Origin of the sequence: Bradyrhizobium sp. 190 (genome assembly GCF_023073415.1) — a bacterium.
Classification (GTDB): domain Bacteria; phylum Pseudomonadota; class Alphaproteobacteria; order Rhizobiales; family Xanthobacteraceae; genus Bradyrhizobium.
Genome location: NZ_JADPJL010000012.1, coordinates 79,425 through 102,188, shown reverse-complemented (window position 1 = coordinate 102,188; position 22,764 = coordinate 79,425). Strand labels below are relative to the sequence as shown.

The 22,764-nt window shown below is 63.1% G+C and carries 24 protein-coding genes; 10 read left to right on the top strand and 14 right to left on the bottom strand.

Annotation, left to right across the window (positions count from 1 at the left end):
* Positions 1-242 precede the first annotated feature (242 nt).
* Positions 243-962 carry a DNA-3-methyladenine glycosylase I gene (locus IVB22_RS09570; protein ID WP_247517085.1) on the top strand — a complete coding sequence of 240 codons (720 nt, stop codon included), beginning with the start codon at positions 243-245 and terminating at the stop codon, positions 960-962.
* Between the two features lie 46 nt (positions 963-1,008).
* Here the strand turns inward: IVB22_RS09570 and IVB22_RS09565 are convergent, their stop codons facing one another.
* Positions 1,009-2,241, bottom strand: a complete 1,233-nt coding sequence (locus IVB22_RS09565) for a rhodanese-like domain-containing protein (RefSeq protein ID WP_247517084.1) — start codon at positions 2,239-2,241, stop codon at positions 1,009-1,011.
* A gap of 168 nt (positions 2,242-2,409) precedes the next feature.
* Here IVB22_RS09565 and IVB22_RS09560 point away from each other — a divergent pair, with 168 nt between their 5' ends.
* Entirely contained in the window at positions 2,410-3,333 is a 924-nt protein-coding gene (locus IVB22_RS09560; protein WP_247517083.1) for a LysR substrate-binding domain-containing protein, read from the top strand.
* Positions 3,334-3,489: 156 nt separating this feature from the next.
* Here the strand turns inward: IVB22_RS09560 and IVB22_RS09555 are convergent, their stop codons facing one another.
* On the bottom strand, positions 3,490-4,092 hold the full coding sequence (locus IVB22_RS09555) for a thiamine pyrophosphate-dependent enzyme (RefSeq protein WP_247517082.1): 603 nt from the start codon (positions 4,090-4,092) through the stop codon (positions 3,490-3,492).
* Entirely contained in the window at positions 4,089-4,655 is a 567-nt protein-coding gene (locus IVB22_RS09550) for a thiamine pyrophosphate-binding protein (protein ID WP_247517081.1), read from the bottom strand. Before IVB22_RS09550 ends, IVB22_RS09555 begins: the two co-directional genes overlap by 4 nt.
* Positions 4,656-5,281: 626 nt before the next feature.
* Here IVB22_RS09550 and IVB22_RS09545 point away from each other — a divergent pair.
* A complete protein-coding gene (locus tag IVB22_RS09545; RefSeq protein ID WP_247517080.1) occupies positions 5,282-7,024 on the top strand; it encodes an ATP-dependent Clp protease adaptor ClpS in 1,743 nt (580 codons plus the stop codon).
* Between the two features lie 57 nt (positions 7,025-7,081).
* Here the strand turns inward: IVB22_RS09545 and IVB22_RS09540 are convergent, their stop codons facing one another.
* Positions 7,082-7,366, bottom strand: a complete 285-nt coding sequence (locus tag IVB22_RS09540) for a hypothetical protein (RefSeq protein ID WP_247517079.1) — start codon at positions 7,364-7,366, stop codon at positions 7,082-7,084.
* A gap of 174 nt (positions 7,367-7,540) precedes the next feature.
* On the opposite strand from IVB22_RS09540, the gene IVB22_RS09535 reads away from it, so the two are divergent.
* Positions 7,541-8,503 carry a VOC family protein gene (locus IVB22_RS09535; protein WP_247517078.1) on the top strand — a complete coding sequence of 321 codons (963 nt, stop codon included), beginning with the start codon at positions 7,541-7,543 and terminating at the stop codon, positions 8,501-8,503.
* A gap of 102 nt (positions 8,504-8,605) precedes the next feature.
* On the opposite strand, the gene IVB22_RS41345 is transcribed toward IVB22_RS09535, so the two are convergent.
* From IVB22_RS41345 to IVB22_RS09505, 7 genes are all read right to left on the bottom strand, one after another.
* On the bottom strand, positions 8,606-8,740 hold the full coding sequence (locus IVB22_RS41345) for a hypothetical protein (RefSeq protein WP_256467394.1): 135 nt from the start codon (positions 8,738-8,740) through the stop codon (positions 8,606-8,608).
* Positions 8,741-8,791: 51 nt separating this feature from the next.
* On the bottom strand, positions 8,792-9,031 hold the full coding sequence (locus IVB22_RS09530; protein WP_247517077.1) for a hypothetical protein: 240 nt from the start codon (positions 9,029-9,031) through the stop codon (positions 8,792-8,794).
* A 32-nt stretch (positions 9,032-9,063) separates the two neighbouring features.
* Positions 9,064-9,261 (bottom strand): hypothetical protein, encoded by a 198-nt coding sequence (locus IVB22_RS09525; RefSeq protein WP_247517076.1) that lies wholly within the window; start codon positions 9,259-9,261, stop codon positions 9,064-9,066.
* 364 nt (positions 9,262-9,625) lie between these two features.
* Entirely contained in the window at positions 9,626-9,868 is a 243-nt protein-coding gene (locus tag IVB22_RS09520) for a hypothetical protein (protein WP_247517075.1), read from the bottom strand.
* A 45-nt stretch (positions 9,869-9,913) separates the two neighbouring features.
* The gene (locus IVB22_RS09515) at positions 9,914-11,209 is read right to left on the bottom strand and encodes a glycoside hydrolase family 130 protein (RefSeq protein WP_247517074.1); all 1,296 of its coding nucleotides are present in this window, start codon (positions 11,207-11,209) and stop codon (positions 9,914-9,916) included.
* A gap of 39 nt (positions 11,210-11,248) precedes the next feature.
* Positions 11,249-13,534, bottom strand: a complete 2,286-nt coding sequence (locus IVB22_RS09510) for a glycosyltransferase family 4 protein (protein ID WP_247517073.1) — start codon at positions 13,532-13,534, stop codon at positions 11,249-11,251.
* On the bottom strand, positions 13,531-14,466 hold the full coding sequence (locus IVB22_RS09505; protein ID WP_247517072.1) for a class I mannose-6-phosphate isomerase: 936 nt from the start codon (positions 14,464-14,466) through the stop codon (positions 13,531-13,533). The genes IVB22_RS09510 and IVB22_RS09505 overlap by 4 nt, the downstream gene beginning before the upstream one ends.
* 567 nt (positions 14,467-15,033) lie before the next feature.
* Between IVB22_RS09505 and IVB22_RS09500 the strand changes: the two genes are divergently transcribed.
* A complete protein-coding gene (locus IVB22_RS09500) occupies positions 15,034-15,261 on the top strand; it encodes a hypothetical protein (RefSeq protein WP_247517071.1) in 228 nt (75 codons plus the stop codon).
* A gap of 43 nt (positions 15,262-15,304) precedes the next feature.
* Here the strand turns inward: IVB22_RS09500 and IVB22_RS09495 are convergent, their stop codons facing one another.
* Positions 15,305-16,111, bottom strand: coding sequence for a transglutaminase family protein (locus IVB22_RS09495; protein ID WP_247517070.1), 807 nt, complete (start codon positions 16,109-16,111; stop codon positions 15,305-15,307).
* A 193-nt stretch (positions 16,112-16,304) separates the two neighbouring features.
* Between IVB22_RS09495 and IVB22_RS09490 the strand changes: the two genes are divergently transcribed.
* The 5 genes from IVB22_RS09490 (at position 16,305) to IVB22_RS09470 (ending at position 19,064) form a co-directional block, all read left to right on the top strand.
* Entirely contained in the window at positions 16,305-16,574 is a 270-nt protein-coding gene (locus IVB22_RS09490) for a hypothetical protein (protein ID WP_247517069.1), read from the top strand.
* Complete coding sequence (locus IVB22_RS09485; protein ID WP_247517068.1) at positions 16,567-16,866, top strand: hypothetical protein; 300 nt, start codon at positions 16,567-16,569, stop codon at positions 16,864-16,866. The genes IVB22_RS09490 and IVB22_RS09485 overlap by 8 nt, the downstream gene beginning before the upstream one ends.
* An 85-nt stretch (positions 16,867-16,951) precedes the next feature.
* Positions 16,952-17,134, top strand: a complete 183-nt coding sequence (locus tag IVB22_RS09480; RefSeq protein ID WP_247517067.1) for a hypothetical protein — start codon at positions 16,952-16,954, stop codon at positions 17,132-17,134.
* Positions 17,135-17,181: 47 nt separating this feature from the next.
* On the top strand, positions 17,182-17,460 hold the full coding sequence (locus IVB22_RS09475) for a DUF1488 domain-containing protein (RefSeq protein WP_247517066.1): 279 nt from the start codon (positions 17,182-17,184) through the stop codon (positions 17,458-17,460).
* A gap of 128 nt (positions 17,461-17,588) precedes the next feature.
* Positions 17,589-19,064, top strand: a complete 1,476-nt coding sequence (locus IVB22_RS09470; RefSeq protein ID WP_247517065.1) for an amidase — start codon at positions 17,589-17,591, stop codon at positions 19,062-19,064.
* Positions 19,065-19,198: 134 nt separating this feature from the next.
* On the opposite strand, the gene IVB22_RS09465 is transcribed toward IVB22_RS09470, so the two are convergent.
* Positions 19,199-19,372 (bottom strand): hypothetical protein, encoded by a 174-nt coding sequence (locus IVB22_RS09465; protein ID WP_247517064.1) that lies wholly within the window; start codon positions 19,370-19,372, stop codon positions 19,199-19,201.
* A gap of 103 nt (positions 19,373-19,475) precedes the next feature.
* Positions 19,476-22,670, bottom strand: coding sequence for an autotransporter domain-containing protein (locus IVB22_RS09460; RefSeq protein ID WP_247517063.1), 3,195 nt, complete (start codon positions 22,668-22,670; stop codon positions 19,476-19,478).
* Between the last annotated feature and the right edge of the window lie 94 nt (positions 22,671-22,764).

The following is a 22,764-nucleotide window of genomic DNA, read 5'->3' as shown; positions in this document are numbered from 1 at the left end:
CGTTTCACGAAGCGCAGCCGTACGGCCTGACCGATTTCACTGAGGTTGCGGATGCTTTAGGCGAAAACCAGCCAATACGCCATCCATTCTTTGCAGATCAGCCGATCACTTCTGCGACGGTTAACCTTTCACGCCGCATGCACCGCGACGCTGGGAATCCCGGAACGATCGGCTACACTGCGGTTTTGAGGCGTTTCGCGCATGTTTTTCACATCAGCCCGCGTTCAAGGGGGCCGTACACTGTGACCGCGTTCAGGACCATTCGTGCCCGGGCCGAGAAGCGCAAGGGCGGCCCCAAGGCGCTCGCCAAGCTGCTGCCGGCAAAGCCGGACCCGAAGGCGCTCGCCAGGCTCGGCGACGACCGGATTCTCGCGGAAATGACCAAGCGGGTGTTCTCGGCGGGGTTTGCCTGGAGCGTGATCGAGAGCAAATGGCCTGGTTTCGAGAAGGCGTTTCTCGGCTTCAGGCCGGGCCCGCTGTCGCTGAAGCCGGACGAGTTCTGGGACGATCTGATGAAGGACACGCGCATCGTGCGCAACGGCGCCAAGATCATGTCGGTGCGCGCCAATGCGAGCTTCGTCCGGGACATCGCCAGGGAGCACGGCAGTTTCGGCAAGTTCCTCGCGAACTGGCCCTCACCCAATGAGGTCGGGCTGCTCGAATTGCTGGCCAAGCGCGGCAGCCGGCTCGGCGGCAATACCGGGCAGATGATGCTGCGCTTCCTCGGCTGGGACGGATTTGTCACGTCAAGGGACGTGGTGCTGTGCCTGCGCGATGCCGGGCTCGACATTGCGGAGACCGTGACTTCGAAGCGCGATCTCGCCAAGGTGCAGGCGCAGTTCAACGAATGGGCTGAGGAGACGGGACTTTCCTACGTGCAGCTCTCGCGGATTTGCGCGCTGTCGATCGGAGAGAATTATGCGGCGGAGAAGCTTGAGAGCATGATGGGCACGGACGAGTGATGGGTATCGCTGCGCTCCACCCATCCTACGCATCGTCGCCGGCCCGTCAGATCACGAAAAATCCATGCGTGGCGTCGCGGCGGAGCTGCTCGACGAGACCGTATTCCCAGTCGAGATAGGCCTGCATCGCGCTTTCCTTGATATCGGTGCCCTCATAGGGACGGCGGTAGCGGTGTGACGGGTCGGGCTTTGGGATCGCAAGCGGCGGCCCGATCTCCAGCGCGCGGTCATAGCCGCCTTCGAGCACATAGGTTTCCCATCCCATCTGCGCGAGCCAGGACGCGGTCATGTCGGCGCGGACACGCAAATTGTCCGTCAGCACGATGCGCGCGCCGCGCACCGGGGCCGCCATGTCGATCTCCTGCACCAGTTGCCCGCCGGGGTAATGGCGAAAGCCTGCGAGATGGCCGGCGGTGTATTCCTCTTCCGAGCGCACATCGAAGCGATACAGCGTGCGATCGGCCTGCGCCTGCAGTGCCGCGACTTCCGAGAGGCCGATGTGCCGGACGCCCGCGCGATAGGCGACATCACGCGCGCTGGCTTCACCGCCCGCGATGGTGCCGATCTCGCCGCGCCTGTTGGAGCCGTGTTCGAGATCCTGTTTAGCCAATGTCCAGCCGATCGTTCCGTTGCGCAGCGCCCGCACCTTGTTGGTGACGCCGGCATTGATCAGCGACTGGGTACCGATGATCGAGCGGGTGCGGCCGGCGCAATTGACGATAATGGTGGTTTCGGAATCCGGCGCAGCGCGGCCCGCGCGCAGCACCAGCTCCGCGCCCGGCACGCTGATCGAGCCCGGGATATTCATGGTCGCGTATTCGTCGAACCGGCGAACATCGAGGATTTGAATGTTGGCGTTATTCGCAATCAAGGCGCCGACTTCCTCGGCAGCCAGCGAAGGCGTGTGTCGGCGTGCCTCCACCAGTTCGCCGAACGCCTTGGCATAGGAATTGACGTCCTGGAACAGTTCGTAGCCGGCCTGTTTCCAGCCCTGCAGCCCGCCTTCGAGTAAACGGACATCGGTGTAGCCCAAGGCTTTCAGGCGGTCCGCCGCCATGGCAACGAGGCCTTCGCCGTCATCGTAAAGGACTATCGGAAGGTCCTTACGCGGCATCCGCGCTTCGGCCTCCAGCGTGATCCTGTCAGCCGCCATGTTGGCGGCAAACAGGGGATGGCCGGTGGCGAAGACGGCCTCGTGCCTGACATCGAGCAGCGCGATTTCCTCGCGCAGCAGCAGCGCGGTGCGTATTTCGGATGGGGTGACGGACGGGAAGGTCATGAATCGGAAATTCCAGGTGTGGACCGTACTTCCGTCAATAGCAGTATCGCGCGCGGCCCGTCACGCCCGGCAACCCATTAACTCTCATGTCATGGGAGCATTGTTCTAATTGCACGGACTTGCCCGAAACCGCGTATGATGCCCGCTGAATGAGCACCTAGGCATCCGATGGACCTCAAACAATTGCGCACCTTCCGCGCCGTCGCGGAACTCGGCAGCCTCAGCAAGGCGGCCGACCGGCTGCGCGCCGCCCAGCCCGCGCTCAGCCGGCACATCAAGCTGCTCGAGCACGAACTTCGCGTCGAGCTGTTCGTCCGCAACGGCCGCGGCATGCTCCTGACCAGCGCCGGCCGGATGCTGCTCGACCGCACCACCGGGCTGATCCGCCAGATCGAACAGGTCAGCGATGATCTCAAGTCGGCGAACGGCAATCCGTCGGGCCGCGTCATCCTCGGGCTGGTGCCGACGGTGAGCGCGGTGCTGTCCGGACGGTTCGCCCGCCGCGTCATCAGCGAATTTCCCGACGTCTCGCTGCGCATCGTGGAGAGCTATGGCGGGCATCTGGTCGAGTGGCTGCACCGCGGCGAAATGGATCTCGCGATCATCTACGGCCCCGCGGTCGACCTGCATCTTCAGGTCCAGTCGATCGGCCGTGAGGATATCGTCGCCGTCGGGCCGCCGGGGTCGGGCCTCGGCAAGCGGAAGCAGGTCGACCTGAAATGGCTGGTGAAGCAGAAGCTGATCCTGCCGAGCGTTTCGCATGGCTTGCGGGCGCTGCTTGAGAAGGCGCTGGCGCGCGAGAAGTTGAAGCTCGACGCGATGATCGAGGTCGATTCCTACCGCGCCCAGATCAGCCTGATGGAGGAAGGGCTCGGCTATACGCTGCTGCCGCCGTCCGCGATCCGCACCGAGGTGGCGGCGAAACGCCTGGAGATGGCCGCCGTCAGTCCGTCGGTGTCGCGCGAACTGATCCTGGCCTCGCCGATCGCCCATCCGCCGTCGATCGCAACGACGACGATTGCGACGCTGATCGTGACCGAGATTCAGCAGCTTTCGAAGGAAGGGCTCTGGAAGATCAACATGACGACGTAGGGGAGCACACTCTCTCGCCGTCATGGCCGGGCCAAAGCGCGAAGCGCGTCTTCGCGCAGATGTCCCGGCCATCCACGTCTTCTCGCACAATGGCAGATGGCACGTGGATGCCCGGCACAAGGTCGGGCATGACGAGTTCGGTCGTAGCACCCAGCCTCAATTAAACAGCGCCTCATCTCCCAGCACCGATTGCCGGAAGCGCGTCGTCAGGATGACGCCGTCCGCCGGCGGCATCACGAACGCCAGCGCCTCGGGATTGATCTTGATCTGCGCGAAGGCCGTTCCCCTTCCCTCATGCGCGAGGTCGCGCAGCTCGGTGACTTCGGCCTGTGTGCGGACGATGCGCGAGGTGCGGATGCCGCAGGCGGTGGCGATGGCGGCGAGGTCGACGCCGAAAGCGGTCGGGGTTTTCTGCATGCCGGTCTCGCCGAAGCGCTCGTTATCGAGGACGGCGATCGTCAGATTCTTCGGCGCTTCCACCGCGATTGACGCGAGCGAGCCGATGTTCATCAGCATTTCGCCATCGCCGGTAATCACGAGCACTTTTCGCTTGGGCTGCGCCAGCGCCAGCCCAAGCCCGATCATGGAGGCGCCGCCCATCGCGCCCCAGAGCGGAAAATTGTTGGGATGATCGCCGGCGGCCGAGACGTCCCAGTTCGGCGCACCGAGGCCGGCGATGACGAGGAGATCGGCGCGGTCACGCAGCAATTCGTTGACGACGTCGCGGCGATGCAGAAGCGCGTTCGGATTGGTGGTCATTTGCGGGCAAGCTCCTTGAAATTCTTGGCGCCGAGCACATGCTGGCCGAGCAGGACCGCAACCGGCTTCCAGGTATTGAAGGCGAGGTGCGCCGCGCCCTGCACGGCGGAGGCGACGAGATCGGGCTCGTCCACCTTGTTCACGATCACGCCCATGGCCTCCAGCGAGGGTCGCGTCCCCTGCCCCATCGGGATCTGCCACGGGTTAAACTCGCCCCAATCGCCTCGCATGGTGACGATCATCAACAGCGGCATATGGCAGATGACGGGCAGCGACAGCATGTTGATACAGTTGCCGACGCCGCTCGACTGCAGCAGCAGAACGCCGCGCTCGCCGCCGAGCCATGCGCCCGCCAGCATCGCCACGCCTTCCTCTTCCGTCGTCAGCGTCACGACGCGGGTTTCGGGATCGGCCTCGAAGGAACGGATCAGACGGCTGTGGCCGGCGTCCGGTACCATCGCGACCTGGCGAATGCCGGCGTCCTTCAGCACGCGATAGATCTCGTCCGGCCACGTCGGTAGCGCCGCAGGGGCCTCGCCGCGTGATTTTGCTGCTTCTGCCATCGGGCTCAATTTCCTCTGCGATTCCTAGTTTGATTGGGCCCAAACCATAGGTCGCCGCCGCGGCTTAAGGAATTTGAATGTGAGCATGGCTTGTATCGCGAAATTGAAAGGCTGGGTGGGCGAGATAATATCTGCGGTGCCGTAGGATGGGTGGAGCGAAGCGATACCCATCAGCGCCGGGCGTGTGGCGATGGGTATCGCTTCGCTCCACCCATCCTACGAAAAAGCTGCAGCCTCGTGGCACGGCTCTCGCCACGTCATTGCGAGCGCCGCGAAGCAATCCATCTAGCCGCGCGCGGAGCCATGGATTGCTTGCCTGCGCTCGCAATGACAGGAAATAGTTTCGCGTTTTCGCCACATGTTTTTGCACGAGGTTTGCCTCCCCGTTCGCCTCCTCAAAGATAGAGGGCGCCGGGAAGACGGGTGTGCGCTGCACCCGCGGTCTGACGAAGATGATTTGCCCGACAGGGAATCACGTCCAAAATCCTGCTGCACCAGTGCGACATCAGGCTCGGTCGGTCCCCTCCTTATTTACTCCTGACAACCTCCGCGGGTTACTTAAAATTGTTCTTGCTTTGTTCTAGTACATCAGGCAGGCTGTTTCAGTTCCCTTTCTGGAGTTTTCAATGGACCGCGTTCAGCCTGGTCACGTTCAACTCGTTCTTCATGATGACAAGAATACCCCGCAGGATTTTGTGATCGGCCTGCTCCGTTCAGTATTCAGTCTATCGTCAACCGACGCCTTTGAAGTGATGATCACAATCGAAAAGAGGGGCAAAGCGGTTTGCGGCACGTATCCGCGCGCTGTCGCTGAGGCGCTCTTGCAGGCTGCACAGGAGCGAATCCGGGCGTCGGGCCATCAACTGGCGATGACGGCCCAAGCCGGTGATGACATCAGCAATGATCGCTGCAAGTTGTGCGGCAGTTTTTCCGAAAACCCGCTCCGTTTGGTCGGCAAGGCGGCGTTGGTCTGCGACAACTGCCTTCTTGCGGCCGCGGAGAATCTCGGCGCCATCACGGAAACAAAGCGGTTTGACTTTGCCTGTACCGCGATTGAATGGCATTTCGCCGGTATCCCTCGGGATCGGTTGGTCGCAACGTCGCGGCAGTTTCCCGGGCACATGCGTGCCGACGTTCAGGCTGCGGTGGACAAGTTGTTCTCCATCCAGCGCATCAGGTTCTTCGGCATTCAGGAGCGCCACCGCTACGAGACCCTCACCTTCGCCTCGCTGACGAGTGCTGGACAGGCCGCTCATGCCATCGCGCCAGCGCAATACCATGATGTGGAGATTGGCGAAGCCGAGCCGGTCAAATGCCTCGACAATGGATTATGGCTGTGTGGCGCCGAAGACCTGCGATATGCGGTCTTGCTCTCTGCTCATCGCGAACATGGCGAAGAAACGGGTGTTCGCATTGAAATCGCGGCGCCTTCCGGAGCGGCGGGCGCGGAGTTCGTGAGGCGCTGCTTCATCGCTATCGAGGACGCAGTCAACGCCGCGAATAGCTACCGGGGCAAGATCCTGTCGTTCGACGGCGGCGCGAATTATCGTGGAAGGTCGCGAGGCCTTATGGTCCACAAGCTGCCGCCCATTGAACGCGCGAACGTGATTCTACCCGACGCAACACTGAAGCTGCTCGACCGCAACATCCTGGACTTTGTGCAGCATCGCGCACAGCTGCGCCAGCTCGGTCAATCGACCCGCAAGGGAATCCTGCTGTACGGGCCGCCCGGCACCGGAAAGACCCATACCATTCGCTACCTGGCCAGCAACCTGCCCGGCCATACGACGTTGATCATCGCGGCCGAGCAGGTTGAGTTGCTCGGAGCCTACACAAACCTTGCTCGCCTGCTGCAGCCGGCCATGGTGATCATCGAGGACGTCGATCTCATCGCAACCGATCGCGAGATGATGGGGCCTTGCGAAGAGTCCATGCTCAACAAGCTTCTCAACGAGATGGACGGATTGAAAGAGGATGCGGACATTCTGTTTGTCCTCACCACCAACCGGCCCGAACAGCTCGAAGGCGCACTGGCCAACCGACCTGGCCGGGTCGATCAGGCGATCGAGATTCCGCTGCCGGATGATGCCGGCCGACGGAAGCTGGTTCAGCTCTACGGCAAGGGTTTGCGGCTCGACGAACCCCTGATCGACGAGGCCGTCCGGCGGACCAAAGGCGTCAGCGCCGCCTTCATCAAGGAGTTGATGCGGCGCACCGCACAAGCCGGTATCGGCCGCGATGGCGGCGCGACAATCAGCTCGGCCGACCTCGGCGAAGCACTCGATGACATGTTGTTCGCGAGCGGTAAGCTCAACATCAAACTGCTCGGAGGGGCGCGAGAAGCTAAGCCAGAGATGATCAATGGATGAACGGACTGAGACGTCGACACCGTTCGAAGCAGCGTCAGGCGCTGGCGCGACTGGGCTTTACTTGGGCTTCGAGTCCGGCGGGCAGTCCGGGCTGACCTTCATCGGCTTGTCGCCGCTCTGCACCGTCGGCGCGGCGGAGTTGGCGCCGCCGGCATCGGGCAGCACCGCGCTTTTTCCGACCGCCATTGAATTGGCTGTCTTCTCCTCACCCTTGCCCGTCGTTGCCGCCGGCGACGTGGTGCAAGCCGTTTCCGGCTTGTCGCCTGATGTCCCGGTGGACTGGGCGGCTGCCGCACTCACGCTCAACAGCCCGGCGATAATCGCTGCCGCGACGCGCGTCATTGTGATCTCCAATCGTAATGGCTTGCCCGGAGCAAACGTCCTGCCGCAACGATGGTTCCGTTAGGGCCATCGCGACATTGCGATAACCGGCCGTCAGGCCGTATGTTGGGCCATGGCAGCGATCAGATTGGCGCAAGATTTGCTTCGCTCAACCGGTCGTCAAAGGGAGCCAACATGACCATCGACCTGACACGGCGCACCCTGCTCCACCTCGCCGGCGCCTCCTCATTGTCCGCTGCGGCCGTCGCCGCGGCCCAGGCCGAGGGCACGGCGGGCGGAGGGCCGACCTTCGCCAACCGGACGCCGATGCGGATCGGCATGGTGACGCTGCGGGTGCGCGATCTCGACAAGGTGACCGATTATTATCGAGACGCGATCGGACTCACCGTCATGCAACGCTCGGCCACAAGCGCGCGTCTCGGCTCGGGCGGCGCGGCGCTGCTCGAGCTCGAACGGCGCGAAGGCGCGACCCGCGAGGCGCGCAACGCGGCGGGGCTCTATCACACCGCGTTCCTGATGCCTACGCGCAAGGATCTCGCGCGCTGGCTGGTGCACGCGGCGAAGAACAAGATTCCGCTGTCGGGCTTCGCCGATCACCTCGTCAGCGAATCCGTCTATCTCGACGACCCCGAAGGCAACGGCATCGAGGTCTACGCCGATCGCGCGCCCGAAACGTGGAAATGGGATGGTGGCTCGGTCGCGATGGCAACCGACCAGCTCGACATCGACGGCCTGCTGGCGCTGACGGATACGCGCACGACCAACTATGCCAAGGCCCCCGATGACTTGCGCATCGGCCACATGCACCTGCGCGTCGGCGACCTCGAAGAGGCCGACCGCTTCTATGGCGGCGCCATCGGCTTCGACCCGACCCGCAAGCGAAGCGGCGCCGCGTTCCTTTCCTCCGGGCGCTATCACCATCACCTCGGGATCAACGTCTGGCAGAGCGCCGGCGCCGGCCCGCGCGACGACACAGCCACCGGGCTTGCGTGGTTTTCGCTGGAGGTCGCGACGCAGGAGATCCTGCAGGCCCAAACGCTACGCCTGCGGCAAGCGGGCAAGCCGGCCGTCGCGATCGAGAACGGCATCGAGACCGCCGATCCCTGGGGTACGAAGCTGCGGCTGATCAAAGTCTGATGCTGGCAGCAATCGTCGATTAGCCCTGCTCAGCAGACCGCGGTAGACCACGCGACCGCGGGCGAAAGATCAGGGCCATCCCCGCCAGGGGGCATCAAACATTTATTTCTTCTTGCCGGAACCCAAGGTCGGCTGCCAGCCTGCGCCCTTCTGGCTTGGCGCCGCGGCAATCACCTTGATCTTCTCTTTCTTGGGTTTCTTGGTCTCCCGATTGCCTCTTTGCTCGCCTTTAGCCATGTCGATCTCCCTTGGTTGCTGGTGATGCCGGAACTCTTGCAGACTCGTCGACTAGAGGCGAGGCGCGTCCAGATCATATCTGACCTTCAACGTCCTGATCAGATCGAGCGTGCGGGTGCGAAAGAAATTGTCGGCCTCCGACATTGGCCGACTGATGCTCGCGCTCCATCCGTAAGCATCGTCGAAAACAAACATTGTCATCCCCGAAGGCCAGGGACCATGGAGGACTTTTGCCTGCTCGACAATCATATCCTGGAGCTCATCGGCGGTCTTGAAGGCTCTGACGCTCATGGCTTGCCTCCTGGACCTCTTGTGGCGCTCCGCTATCCTTCAAGCTGATCGAACTCATCAGACAACAGGATCCGGCCCCGGGGCGTGGATATCCTCACGTCCAAATAACCTTCCTGCAAAAGCTCCTTTGCCTTCTTGACGGCCGCCCCAGCCGCCACACGGCTGAGATTGACCCGGCCAAATTGATTGTTGCCGCTGATCAGGCAATGCAGCTCGGTCGTCCTATCCATGCAGGGATGCCACGGCCGACACCAACAAAGAATGGAACTGCGGGACGATTAGCGGCGCGACGATCCAGCCGGCCAAGCAAAACTCGGACACCAGAAGCTCCGTCCGTCGCGACGGGAGCGTTCCTGACCCTCAGTTACGCGGTGATGATCAACCCTAGGCGCGCGTCGCGGGAATAGCGAGCGCTAAAACGCCGCGGAGACAATCGCGACCGCCCTTCCGGCGGCCATGCTCGCACTTAACCTACCCCAACCTCAATCGCGACTACGGAAGGATCGCTGACGCAATTCCGTCGCTTCCGCCCGAAGCAGATCCACTTGTTCGGTCCGAAAGCAGGCCCGGTCCGCGGAAGTTGCCGGGCCTGTCTCAATCGAAGGCCGATGGCAGCTCTCCCTTGCGGAAGATGACCGTCGGCTCGTCATCATAGTCGCCCATCTCAGGGTCGCCGGTGGATGAAAAGGCAACAACCCCGAGCTTGCTCAAGGCTAGCCGCTCCGCGGTTCGCAGCGCGCCCGTAGCCGTTTTGCAGGCGATCGGAGCGGCCGCTTTCAGGTTTCCTCCCCGGCCGGCGTCGAAGGCTTGAACGAAATAGCTTGTTTCGCGAACCATGGGGCTCTCCTTTGAGGACGCAGGCCGCACCGAGCGATTTCCGGTTCAGGACATCGATCGCATGAGCGCGGAAATTTGGATTGTTGCAAAGTTGGAGTACGTATCCGACACGGCGTAGGGCAAAATGAGCTGATCATTGTGCGTCATCGCCCCGCAGGTATAGACCACATTGGGAACGTAGCCTTCGCGTTCGGATGGTTCGGGCCGCAACAACGGTTCGCTCGAACGCGCCAGCACCCTGGAGGGATCGCGTTTGTCGAGCAGTGCTGCGCCGATCGAATATTTTCGAACCGGGCCGACACCGTGCGTCAACATCAGCCAGCCTTCCTCCAGCTCGACCGGTGATCCACAGTTGCCGATCTGCACGAACTCCCAAGGGAATTGCGGCTTCAGGATCGGCTGACCGCCTTCCCATCTGTTGAGGTCTTCCGAATAGACCAGATAGAGATTCTCGTTGTCCTGCCGCGCGATCATGGCGTACCTGCCGTCGATTTTGCGCGGGAACAGCGCCATGCCCTTGTTGCGCGCGGCTGCGCCTTGCAGCGGCGTCATCCGAAACGAGAGGAAGTCGGTGGTCTCAATCAGCTCCGATCGGATCGCAGTGCCCTTGTAGGCGGTATAGGTTGCGTAATAGGTCGTCCGGCCGCCATCGCTGAACTGGACGAAGCGCGCGTCTTCGATGCCGTTCGATTGCGATTCCGTCACCGGAAAGATCACGCGTTCGCTGATGTCTGGTGCCGGCTCGAAAACGATTTCGACTTCGTCGCCGATCGGTCCGGCCGCCCGATGCGCGATGCGGGGACTCGTGGCGAGCCGGGCCGTCGGATCGACTCGAATGCTGCCGTCCGCCGCGATGGCGCCGGCTCGAAACGTCAGGGACGATACGTGCCCCTCGCCGACGGCGCGCAGGCTCAGAATGAAGCGCAGACTGCCGTTCGGGATTCCCGACTGGTCGGGGTGCGGCACGATGCTTGGATTGAACAGTGCCGACGCTTCGAATGAGTATTCGTGCAGGAAGTAGGCGCCGATCAGCTGGCGCTGTACTTCGGAAAACGTACAGTGCGCCAGCAGCGCCTCCTCCATTTCGTCGGCCCGGCGCTCGAACGTCTCCAGCAGGTTGCGGTGCCGGCCCTGGAAATTCTCCAGCACGTCGGCCAGCTGGCCGGCCGCGGCCTGCGGATCGAGATTGAGAACGCGCTCGACAATATGGTTGGCGCGCGTCTTGTCGGTCGGGTTGAGATCGCGCGGTTCGGTCGCCGGCTTGAACGGACGCACGATCACGCGCGCGGGATCAGGCCGCAGATGGAGCGCCCGCCGGTTGACAAAAGTGGCTTGCAACAAGGTGCCCTCTGTTCGCGTTTGCGTGAGTGGACGCTTAACTCAAGCCCCGATGGCGCGAAGCGCCACGGGGTTCGTCGGATTGATATTGGCGCGCGCAAGCTGGCGCATCTCGGCCAGCGCCAGCAGATAGGACACGACCGACTCGCCACCGCGATTTTCATTGGCACGATCGGGATGCAGCCCATCGCGACAACTGCCGGTCTCGGAATCGACGAGTGGAACCGACAGGTCGTTGCCGCCGAAGAACCAGAAGAAAACTCCGGCCGCGATGGCCTTCCATTCGGCATCGCCGTCGGCGCGCCACGCGGTCAGGCATGCCGCAATCGTGGCGGTGGCTTCCACCGGCTGCTGATCGAAGGCCCCGGGAGGCTTTCGAAGTTCGCCGAAGCTCGTCGTACCCACCGGGCGGAAATGGCCGGTCGACGTCGTTTGCAGCGTCATCAACCACCGCAGCGTTTTCAAGCCGGCATCGACATAGGCGGACGTTTGCGTTGCGAGGCCTGTCGCGATCAGGGCCTGCGGCAGACGCGCATTGTCATACGCCAGGCCCTCCTCGAACCACACCCAGTCCGGCGTCTCGACCAAAGCAAGCGCTGACACCAGCGTGTCGGCAAGAGAATGCCTGATCTCACGGGCGCGCTGATCATCCGGAGCCACGGCGCAATAGGCGTCCAGACCGAGCAGCGTGAAGGCCATTGCGCGAGGCGAGCGAAAAGCCGCGGCGGTCGACAGGGCTTCGGCAAACAAAGCCGCCGCCCATCGCCGCCGTGACCGGCTGGCATCTTTTCGCGCGCATTCACCCAGGGCCCACAGGGTTCGCCCGTGACTGTCCTCGGAGCCTTCATTTTCGAGCCAGGTCCGGTTGAAACCCATGAAGTTGCGAAAACGCCTGGTATCGGGATTCCACGCATGCTGAACAAAGGCGGCAAAGCGGCCCGTCTGGCTTTCCGAAAGCGGGTGCTCGCCCGGCTCATTGAGCGCGCAAGCCAACAGCAACGCGCGGGCGTTGTCGTCCACGCAGTAACCGTGCGCGCGATCAGGCACCGAATGCACGGCGTGCTGGAACAGGCCGGTATCGTCGCACATCGACAGGAAATGGCCCAATTGCATATCGGGCACCGCGGGGCCGTGCGGCGCGATCGCGTCCGGCGCGGCACGCGCGATCACCTTCAGCCGGTGGCCGTGCCGCGCATTTTCGAAGGCGGTGATGTAACGCTCGGCCGTGCGCTCCCATGTCATCGATCGGCTGGCAGCATAGGCGCGCTCGCGCATCGCCTGCCGGCGAGGGCCGTCGGTAAGCAGGCCTGCTATTTCGTTGCCGGTCTCTATCGGGTCGCCAAAGGAAACGAGAACGCCGCGGCCGTCGGCTAGCAGTTCGCGCGCATGCCAGTAAGGCGTCGAGACCACCGGCTTGCCGAGGCCGAAGCTGTAGGCCAGCGTGCCCGACGTCATCTGCGCCTCGTTGAGATAGGGCGTGACATAGACGTCGCACATTGAAATGAATTCGAGCAGCGTGGCCTGATCCACGAACTGGTCGAGGAATACGACGTGATCCTCGACGCCAAGTTTGCGCACGCGCGCCATAAGGCTGCCGCGATAGGCTTCACCCTGGTCGCGTACCAGATTGGGATGCGTCGCGCCGAGTACCACATAGACGGCGTCCGGCTGCCTTTGCAGGATCGAGGGCATGGCGTCGATCATGACCTCGATGCCCTTGCTGGGGGACAGCAGGCCGAACGTCAGAATGACCGACCGGTTGCTGAATCCGAGTTTGGCCTTTGCCGTATCCGGCGCGACGAACGGAAAGTCGGGGATGCCATGGGCTATCACTTCGATCTTGTCGTCCGGCACGCGATAGACGTTGCGCAGCAGTTCACGGCCCTTGCTGGCCATCACGACGACCTTCGAGGACATCTCGACGATACGCCCCATCACCGCGCGCTGAGCTGACGTCGGCGCGGACAGCACCGTGTGCAGCGTCGTGACGACCGGCATGGTCAGGCGCGACAGCAGTTCCAGGATATGGGCTCCGGCGTCGCCGCCGAAAATTCCGAATTCGTGCTGCAGACAGACGATGTCGAACCGCCCGGCGTTGAGAAACGCGGCGGCGCCGGCATACTCCTCGATGCTGCCATCCTTGATCTGCAACGCGACCGAAGCAGGATAGTCATAGCTCTGATCGTGGTCGGTCATCGCCACGATGCAGGTTTGCAGGTTTGGCCGTGAATTGGAGATCGCGCGTTGCAGGTCGGTCGAAAATGTTGCGATTCCGCAGCGGCGCGGCAACGAATTTCCGATCACCGCGATCCTACGGAGCGGCGTCATGTACGCGCCTCGGCCAGGCCGGTGAGTTCCGCCAGGTCGGCAGCAACGGCCTGAACAGGTCGGGTCGATCGCCCGGAAAGCCTGTGCAAAAGGGAGCCGATCGGAGCGCTTGCGGGATACGCGACCAGGGCGGTCAATCCGTTGGCACCGACTTCGATGCTGGCGCGACCGCCGCCGACGAAGATCGCCTGCCCGATGGATAGCGCGGCCAATCCGATCGCCGCATGGCCGTCAAGCGCGAGAACCCAGGTTTCCGAATCGGCGAGCAGCGCCCAGCTTGAACCCTCGGGCAGATCGAGCAGCTCGAGCACAAAATGTTGGCTCGCGACCAGAACCGTCCGCTCAAGAGTCAGGCGGGTCGGTTGACGTGGAGGCCCAAGCGGGAAGACGTTGGCGACTGCTACGCCATTGTCGATGTGCAATTCGCGCGCTCTGCCGTAGTCGAACAGGCGAAATGTCGTGTCGCTGCGCTGCTGAATCTCGGCGAGCACGATGCCGGCGCCGAGAGCGTGGATGGTGCCGGCCGGAATGAAGATGACATCGCCTTTCGCAACTGGACGCCATTGAACCAGCTCAACGATCGAGCCGTTCGTGATCGCCGCGCGCAATTCCTGTGGTGTGATCCGCCGATTCAGGCCGACGCCGATCTGTGCGCCCGGCTCCGCCGAGATGATATACCATGCTTCGCTCTTGCCGTTCGGCATCCCCATCGCGCGCGCAAACGTATCGTCCGGATGGACCTGGATCGACAACGGCGCGCCGGTGAACAGCAACTTGAGGAGCAACGCCGGGATCGGAGCATTCTTGTCGGCGCGCTCGAACCAGAGCTCTCCCACGGCATCCCCGGTACCGTCGACGCGGCTCCATGGCTGGAGATCGCTGACGCCCCAAGGCTTGCGCATGGCCTGCACGGACGCGTGTTCGATGGACATAGCGTCTCCTGACCCGTAACGCGCATGCCGAAGCGACATGCCGTTGGTCGATATCGTCTGTAGGATTGTGTGGCTAAGCGTCGCGTCGGCCGGACACGCCTTGTTGCGGAACCGGGTACGCTGTTGGTCATATGGGCACTGCCGCACCCAATAGCAACCATGCTATCGCGATCGGATCAAATGCGGCATGAACGCTGACCCTTGCCTTCCGCACCGGGGATTTCCCTCGACATCGTGACGAAAAGAGCGTCTGCTGTATGCATCACCGCCCTTCATTGGCTGCTATCGGTGACTGAGAGTCTCGTACTCCCGCCACACGACGGGCGGTTAGTATGTCCACCAGCCAATCATTCAATCTGCGAGAGTGGCTGGTACCTCCGATCCTGGTGCCGGTGCTTCTTGGCCTCCTGATCGCTGGAGCAGTTATTGTCCAGTGGTAACTCCGCAGTGACGGGGGATGCGCATCACGCATGCGCCGGCCGCGGCTTTTGAAACCAGCTTCCACGCAGATCGAATAATTGCGGTGAACGCGAAAGGAATATTGCGGTGAACGCGAAAGGAATGACGATGAAGAAGCCACTGCTATCCATCGACGAGCCGGAACCGAAGAAGGCGGTGCGGGCCGACAGGCCTCCGACCGAAGGGTTCGCGACGATCGTCGACGGCCATTTCAAGTCGGAGTTCGACACCGCCGAGGCTGCCGAAGTCTCCGGCCGAAAGCTGAAGACCGCTTATCCGATGCTTCAGGTCCAGGTCTACGATGCCGCCATGAAGGTGCGCACCTTGTTGAGCTAGCAAAAGCTCGCTGTCGCGCGGTTATCACGCGGGACGATCCGTATCACGCAACCTCGTCGGTCCAGACCTTGAAGCCGGCCAATGTGTTGGGCCCGAAAGTCTGGGTGATCGGCACATCGGAGGCATCGCGCCCCTGTGCGATCAGGATGCGGCCGATCCTCGGCACGTTGTTGCGAGGATCGAAGGTGCGCCAGTGCCCGCCGATATAGGCTTCGAACCAGCCGGCGAAATCGCCTGCGGCCCAGGGTTTTGGCGTGCCGATGTCGCTGAGATAGCCCGTGCAATAGCGCGCGGGAATGTTCATGCAGCGGCAGAACGCGACGGCGAGATGGGCGTAGTCGCGGCAGACGCCCTTACCCTCCTCGTAAGCCTCCCACGCCGTCCGCGTGGCGCGCGCGTGCTCGTATCCGAAGGCGATGTGACGGTGAACGAAATCGCAGATCGCCTGAACCCGCGCCCAGCCCGGCGCCGTGTTCGCAAACAATTGCCAGGCGATTTCCGAAAGCCGGTCGGTCTCGCAATAACGGCTGCCGAGCAGATAGACCAGGGTATCCGCGGGCAGATCCTCGACCGCATGCTGAATCGCCGAAGCAAACACCGGATCGGGAAGGCCGCTGTCGCGAACGACGCCATCGGCCGCAAGACGCACGCGGCCGGCCGGCGCGACCATGCGGCTGCACCAATTGCCGAACATGTCGCGATAGGGGGTGATCTCGACGACCGGGTCGGTGGTGAGGAAGTCCGGCACGATGACATCGGACGCACGGCTGAAGTGTGTGCCCAGCACCATGATCATCGGCGTCGGCTGCGGGAAGTCGTAGAGCATTTCGAATCCGACGCGAAGCTTCACTCGAAATGCCTTTCAGGCTGCTGACTGCTCGAAATGGCTACGAAACCACCCAATACAAGGCTTTGGCCGGGTTATTCGATTAAATGCGGCCGGCAGCAGAGAAAACGATGGCTAATTGCTGCAAAAGCGCGCACGGTTCGACGATGTCCGAAAAACATCATGTCTTCGTGCGCAGATACGCCGAGCTGCGGACATGACCATGCGCTCGCGACGGGAAACGGTTCATTTCAGGCACCCGTTCCGCATCAAGGGTATCGACCGGCAGCTCGCACCGGGAGCCTACGAAGTCATCACGGATGAGGAGATGATCGAGGGCCTTTCGTTTCCGAGCTTTCGGCGTGTCGCCACCATGATCATGGTGCCCGGTGCGCCGCCGCAACGTTCCGCGATGGAAATGATCTCGATCAGTTCGATCGATCTGTCCGACGCGCGACGCATCGACGCGAGCGCGCCGCATGACTGAGACCCCGATCGAACTCGACAAGCATCGCGGCATGGCGGCGCAGAAGGCAACCGATATCCGTCGCGTGATTGCCGAAGTCGAGGCCAACGCAAAACTGCTGCGTGACAAGCAGGGCGTTGTCGAAATCGAGATCCTCGGCGCGCCAGCCACCTCGTGGCCCGAAGCGGTGGCCAAGGCGCGTTACGTGCTCAACCTATATTCCGCCGGTCTGCCGGCGACCGACACCCATCACCGCGACCTCGTGGCCGCGGTGCTTGCGGACCTCGCCCGGCTCTCGGGAGAATCGACCTGAACAGACCAATGTTCAGCTGCAACCACCGCCCTCCTTCATCCAGCCGTCCCGACCAGGATCGAACGGCGTAACCCGAAAGCACCTGATGCAAAATCTCTCGCCACGTCACGTCATGACCGAAGAATCGCTCCGTCTCGGGGTGGAGTCCGGCTGGTACTCGACCAAGGTCAGTGGAACCTTCGTCTCGGGCCCGCATTCTTCCGAAGCGGACTGCCTGCGCAGGATCGCGGAGATCAATCCGCCGCCGGCAACAAAAAGGAAGGGCTAACTGGAGGGGTCGATGGTAAGATCGTTCCGTTTCGAGAGGAAAGCCTGATGACGTTCGCGCGCGGCAACATCCGGGGCTATGACGATGACCGGATGGTCCTGCTGTTTTCCATGATGGACGGCGCTCGGGAAGTGCCCTGCGCCGTCAGCGCCTCGGCGATGGATGATCTGGAACACGTGCCGCGGACGCCGGCCAACCGGCGCGAGGAACAGTTCGCGCGGTTGCGGGACCGGATCGAGGCGTGCGCGTCCCGCAAATTCGAGGCGCGGGAGTTCGAAGGCACTCCCCCCGGCATCATCGTACGCAGCATAGATTTCCGTTCCTGAAAGACGCTGCCGCTCAGCTTCCGTCACGAAAGGCCGCGATGAACCGGTCAGCGGACCGGTGAAAAAAGTTCCGCCTTTTCCCCGATCATGTTTTAAGGTCCGAGCTATTTTCCGAGGGGACCGATTGCATGAACTTGCCGATGAGCTGGGACGAATGGGCTGATCACGACGGCGTTGCGCTGGCTGCGCGCGTCGCAAAGGGTGAACTGACGGCCGCGGAGCTGGCCGCGCAGGCGGCCGCCGGCATCGCCAAAGTCGATCCCGCGCTTTCAGCCGTCGTCGAAATCTTCGAGGATGCGGTCGCAGACCCCGGCACCGACGGCACCAATCTCGACGGGCCGTTTGCCGGACTTCCATTCCTGATGAAGGACCTCGGCCCGACAATGAAGGGCCGCCTGCAGGAAATGGGCTCGCTTTACATGCGCGGCAATCGCGCCACCGCCGACACGTTCATGACCAGGAAGATGCGCGGGGCCGGGCTCAATCTGATCGGCCGCACCACCACACCGGAATTCGGGGTCTGCAGCTCGGCGGACAATCCCGCCGTCTACGTCACGCGCAACCCCTGGAATACCGACTACACCACCTGCGGCTCGTCCGCCGGCAGCGCCGCGATGGTCGCCGCAGGCACGGTCCCAATCGCGCATGCCACCGATGGCGGCGGCTCGATCCGCATTCCCGCTGGGGTCAACGGCAATATCGGGCTGAAGGTTTCGCGCGGCGTGTTCTCGCTGTCGCCGCTTCTGTCCGACCTCAGCGGGCTGGTCTCCATCCAGGGCTGCCAGTCGCGCACGGTGCGCGACACCGCGGCCTTCGTCGACGCCTGCCGCGGTCCGGCGCCCGGCGAATTCATGCCGTTCTGGAGTCCGCCCGAGCCCTACACTCGGATGATCGCGCGCGATCCGGCACGGCTGAAAATCGCACTGTCGTACCAATGGGGCGATTACCGCGCGACGCCGCATATCGCGGCCGAGCTGCAGAAGGTCGGACGCTTCCTCGAAGGCCTCGGCCATCACGTCGACTACGCCCTGCCGGAGCTGGACTATCGCGAAGCCTTTGCGGCGCAGACCACCTGCTACATCAGCAATTTTGCCGTCGTCATCGGTAACATGCTGGCGGCGCGCGGGCTGGAGAAACCGCCGGAAGATCTGATCGAGCCCATCAACATCCGGATCTGGGAGCATGGCCGGAACACGAGCTATGCCGACCGGGCACGGATGCAGGCGGTGTTCAACACGACCTCGCGCGGCTTCGGCGCCTTCTTCGAGGATTGGGACATCATCCTGACGCCGATCACGGCGCTGCCGACGCCGAAGGTCGGCACCACGGAATATCTGACGATCAGCGACAATCCCGACGTGCTGGACTGGTTCGGCAATCTCTGGCGCAATTTTGCCTTTACGCCGCTCGCCAATCTCTGCGGCATCCCCGCGATCTCGCTGCCGCTCGCCACCCACGAGCACGGCCTGCCGCTCGGCATCCAGGCGATCGGAAAGCAAGCCAATGACGGGTTGCTATTGCAACTGGCGGCGCAGATCGAACGGGCGATCGGTGGCAAGTGGAATGCGGGGCAGAAGCCAGGCGTGCATGTGACGAGCGGCTGATCTCAACCGTCATTGCGAGCGCAGCGAAGCAATCTATCTTTCCCTGCGCCGAGGCATGGATTGCTTCGCTGCGCTCGCAATGACGGGGATACACCGCCGCCCGGCCGTCGTCCGCAGACGCGGAATCGGCGGCTCTAGAGTCTTCGTGAGGTTGATATCTCCGCGACTTCACTTCCCCTGCCAAGGAGAGCGTCACGGGCTTCCTTCAGGCGCTTCAAACTCGCCACATTGATCTCGCGAATTTCGTCCAGACGATTGAGATAGGACAGTTCAGCCTTGACCCGGGCGAGGTTCAGGACATCGTCCATGCTGTTCGATCCTTGCTCTGCGGGCTGATCGGCGGCTTCAAAGGCCTGCTCGTGGGCGGGGCGAATTAATTTTAGCATGCAAATACCGGTCCGATTGTGAAATTCACCACACATAGCGCGCGACGCCCTTGCCGCCGTAGCTGCGGGTGACATTGGAGAATTCGCCTTCGAAGGTGGCGCCGACCGAGAAGCCGTTGCGCCATTTCATTTCGGCGGAGGCGGTGGCCAGCGCAGCGTCTTTCGCCTGGGCTGCGCCGTTGACGACAAAACTCGCGCCCGGCAGGGTCTGGAAGGTCGCGGCGGCTGCGCGATCGGGGTTGAAATCATGCGCCCATGCGGCGCGGCCGCGCAGTGTCAGGATCGCGTCGTTTACGGCCCATGATCTGTCGGTGCGCAAACCCAATTCGCTGCGCGAGGCGGTGACGGTTTTCGCGCCGTAGCTCAGGGCGAAATTGTTGGCGCCGGACAGCACGCTTTCCGCATAGGCCGGCAGTTGGAACGACGTCACCTGGCCTGCGGCGTAGGGCGAGAGGCCCATCCACGGCGTTGTGAACCGGTAGCCGCCCTCGACGCGGCCTGCGAACGTATTGGCCTTGAAGCGGGCCTGTAGCCGGTCGATGCCCGCGACTGTCACGGTACGATCCGTGGTCACGTCCTGCCAGCCATAGGCCAGCGCGCCCAGGAGATAGGCCGCGCCGAGTTGGTGACGCGCGAACGCGCCGGCCTGGAACAGATCGGAACGGCCGCTGCCGCCATTGGCGACGCTGAAGCTGGTTCCACCGCCGGCCAGCGCAAAGCCGACCAGCGTATCCCGTGAAATGCGATAATCGGCGCCGCCGATGCCGCCATAGATCCGGCTGGTCGCGGTGCCGGTTCCGGTCACGCTGTTGCCGTCGGTGGTCTGTCCGCCGCCGTAACCGCCCGCCCAGACGCTCCAGCGCTGTTCGAAGCTCAAAGGCGGCGTCGCCGGTGCGATTGCGGCAAAGGCGTCGCGCGCCGTCCCGGCGCGCTTCGCTGCGCCGGCGTCAGCGGCGGCGAACGAAGACGCGCCAGCGGGTGCGTTTGCATCACCCCTCCCCGCGATGGACGGGTCGGTCAGTTGCCCCATGAACATGGTCATTGCAGTGAACGTGTTCTGCTGCGCACCGGTCCCCGTCTCGCCGGAGATCTGCGTCAGCGCATTCTTGAGCGGCGCGCCGTCGAGATTGAGCAGGATGTCGAAGGCCGCCGGCGGCGTGGCGCCGCCGAGCACGGCTCGGTTGATGCCGGCGGCGACGCTTGACTGGTTGCCGTTCGTGCCGGACGGCAGGATGATCTCGCCGGGATCAAGCACGAGATAGACGCTGTTGGCATCATAGTTCAGGTGCGGATTGCGTGCGCCTGGACGGAAGCTCCCGATGACGTCGAGGCCGGCGAACTCGGTGCCGCCCAACCCGCCGCTGGCGTTGAGGATGGTGTAGGTCTGGGCCTTGAAGCTGGCGGGCATCAGCGGGACTGCCTGCACGGTGGCGCCGGTGAGGGTCGCGGCGCCCGCGACATTGGTGCGGTCGGCGGCGCTGGGCGAGACCTCGACGGTATAGATGCCGCCGGCATTGAAGGTGAGATTGCCGTTGATCGAGAGCGTGCCGATCGAATTGCCGGCCGCCAGATTGCCGCCGCTCATGATGGTGGTGTTGCCGACGGTGCCGGTGCCGCCGAGCGAGCCGCCGGCATTCACGGTCACCCCTGACGATGACAGGATCGAGCCGTTCACCGCCAGCGTGCCACCATCGACCGCCGTGGAGCCGCTATAGGCGTTGACGCCCGACAACGTCAGGATGCCCGTGCCGATCTTGACCAGCGAGCCGCTGCCCGAGATGACGCCGCCTACCTCGGTCGAGAGATTGTTTGAGCCGACCGTCAACTCATTGGCACCGAGGAGATAGCTGCCGGCCCCCGCGATCGATCCCGCGCTCAGCCTGCCGTCGCCGTTCGGGCCGGTGCTGTTCGAGAAATCGACCGTGCCTCCGGAATTGTTGACAAGGGCGGCACTGCCGGCCGTGCTGGTGTCGAAGAAGCTCAGGAGACTGTTGTTGGTGATATTGGCGTTGCCCGCCGTGCTGGTGCCGCCGAAGACAAGGTTGTTATTGTTGGTGACGTTGGCGTTGCCTGCCGTGCCGGTGTTGCCGAATCCCAGGCTGCCGCTGTTGGTGATGGTGGCGCTGCCGGCCGAGCTGGCGTCGTTGAATCCCAGGGTGCCACTGTTGGTGATGGTGATGGTGGCGCTGCCCGCCGTGCTGGTGTCATAGAAGCCAATGCCGCGGTTGTTGGTGATGGTGGCACTGCCGGCCGTGCTGGCGTTGACGAATTGCAGGCCCCAGTTATTGGTGATCGTGGCGCCGCCCGCCGTGCTGGCGTTGCGGAATTCGATTGTGCCGCCCGCATTGTTGGTGATCGTCGCGTTGCCGGCCGTCGAGAGGTTGCCGGGACCGCTGCCCCAGAAAGCCATCTGACCACTATTGATCACCGTGGCGTTGGCCAGTGTGCTGTTGTGTTCGATATTGAACTGGGCTGCGGCGGCGTTGGTGATGTGCGCGCTGCCGGCGTTGGAGTCTTGCCACAAATTCAGACTGTTATTGTTAACGATCGTGGCGGTCCCAGCCGTCGAGCTGTAATAGAAGTATATCGTTTGGCTATTGGTGATCGTCGCACTGCCGGCCGTGCTGCTGTCCTGGAGGTAAAGGTAGGCGTTATTGGTGATGGTGGCATTGCCGAGCGAACCCGTGTTGGCGGTCTGGAGGGTCCCGCTGCTGTTGGTGATGGCGGCGCTGCCGGCCGTGCTCGTGTGGCGAAAGATCAGGCCGCTGCCGCTGAGGTTGATCGTGGCATTGCCGGCCGCGCTGCTGCCTTCGAAGTAATTGTTCGTGCCGGAGTTGAAATTGATTGTCGCGCCGCCGCCGTTGATCACGATGCCGGCGCCGGTGAAGGTCTGATTGGCGGTGACGTCAAATGTGTAGGCCGAGGCTCCGGCATTGAGCGTCAAGCCGCCGATGCTGCCGGCGGTGCCAAGCGTCAGCGTGGTCGTGGCTGATGTGCCGAAGGTGGCGGTGCCGATCGGCACGCTGTTCGGGCTCCAGTTGTTGGCGTCGAAGAAGTCGCCCGACCCCGGATTGGTCAGCCAGGTCGCGTCCTGCGCGCGGGAAGGCGTCGCCGGTAGCGTCCAGGCCAAGGCCAGCGCCGACGAGGCCAGGAGCGCGGCACGCAACCGCCTGCCGCCGATGCCGCGCGTGGCGGCGTAATAATAACGTGTACCGAACATGTTCTGCCCCCGGCCGTCAGAGGTCCGCGCGCCTGTCCGGCATCGCAGTCCCCATTCGGCACGACTCCCCACTTCAACTCCCCTTTCCTCTCAT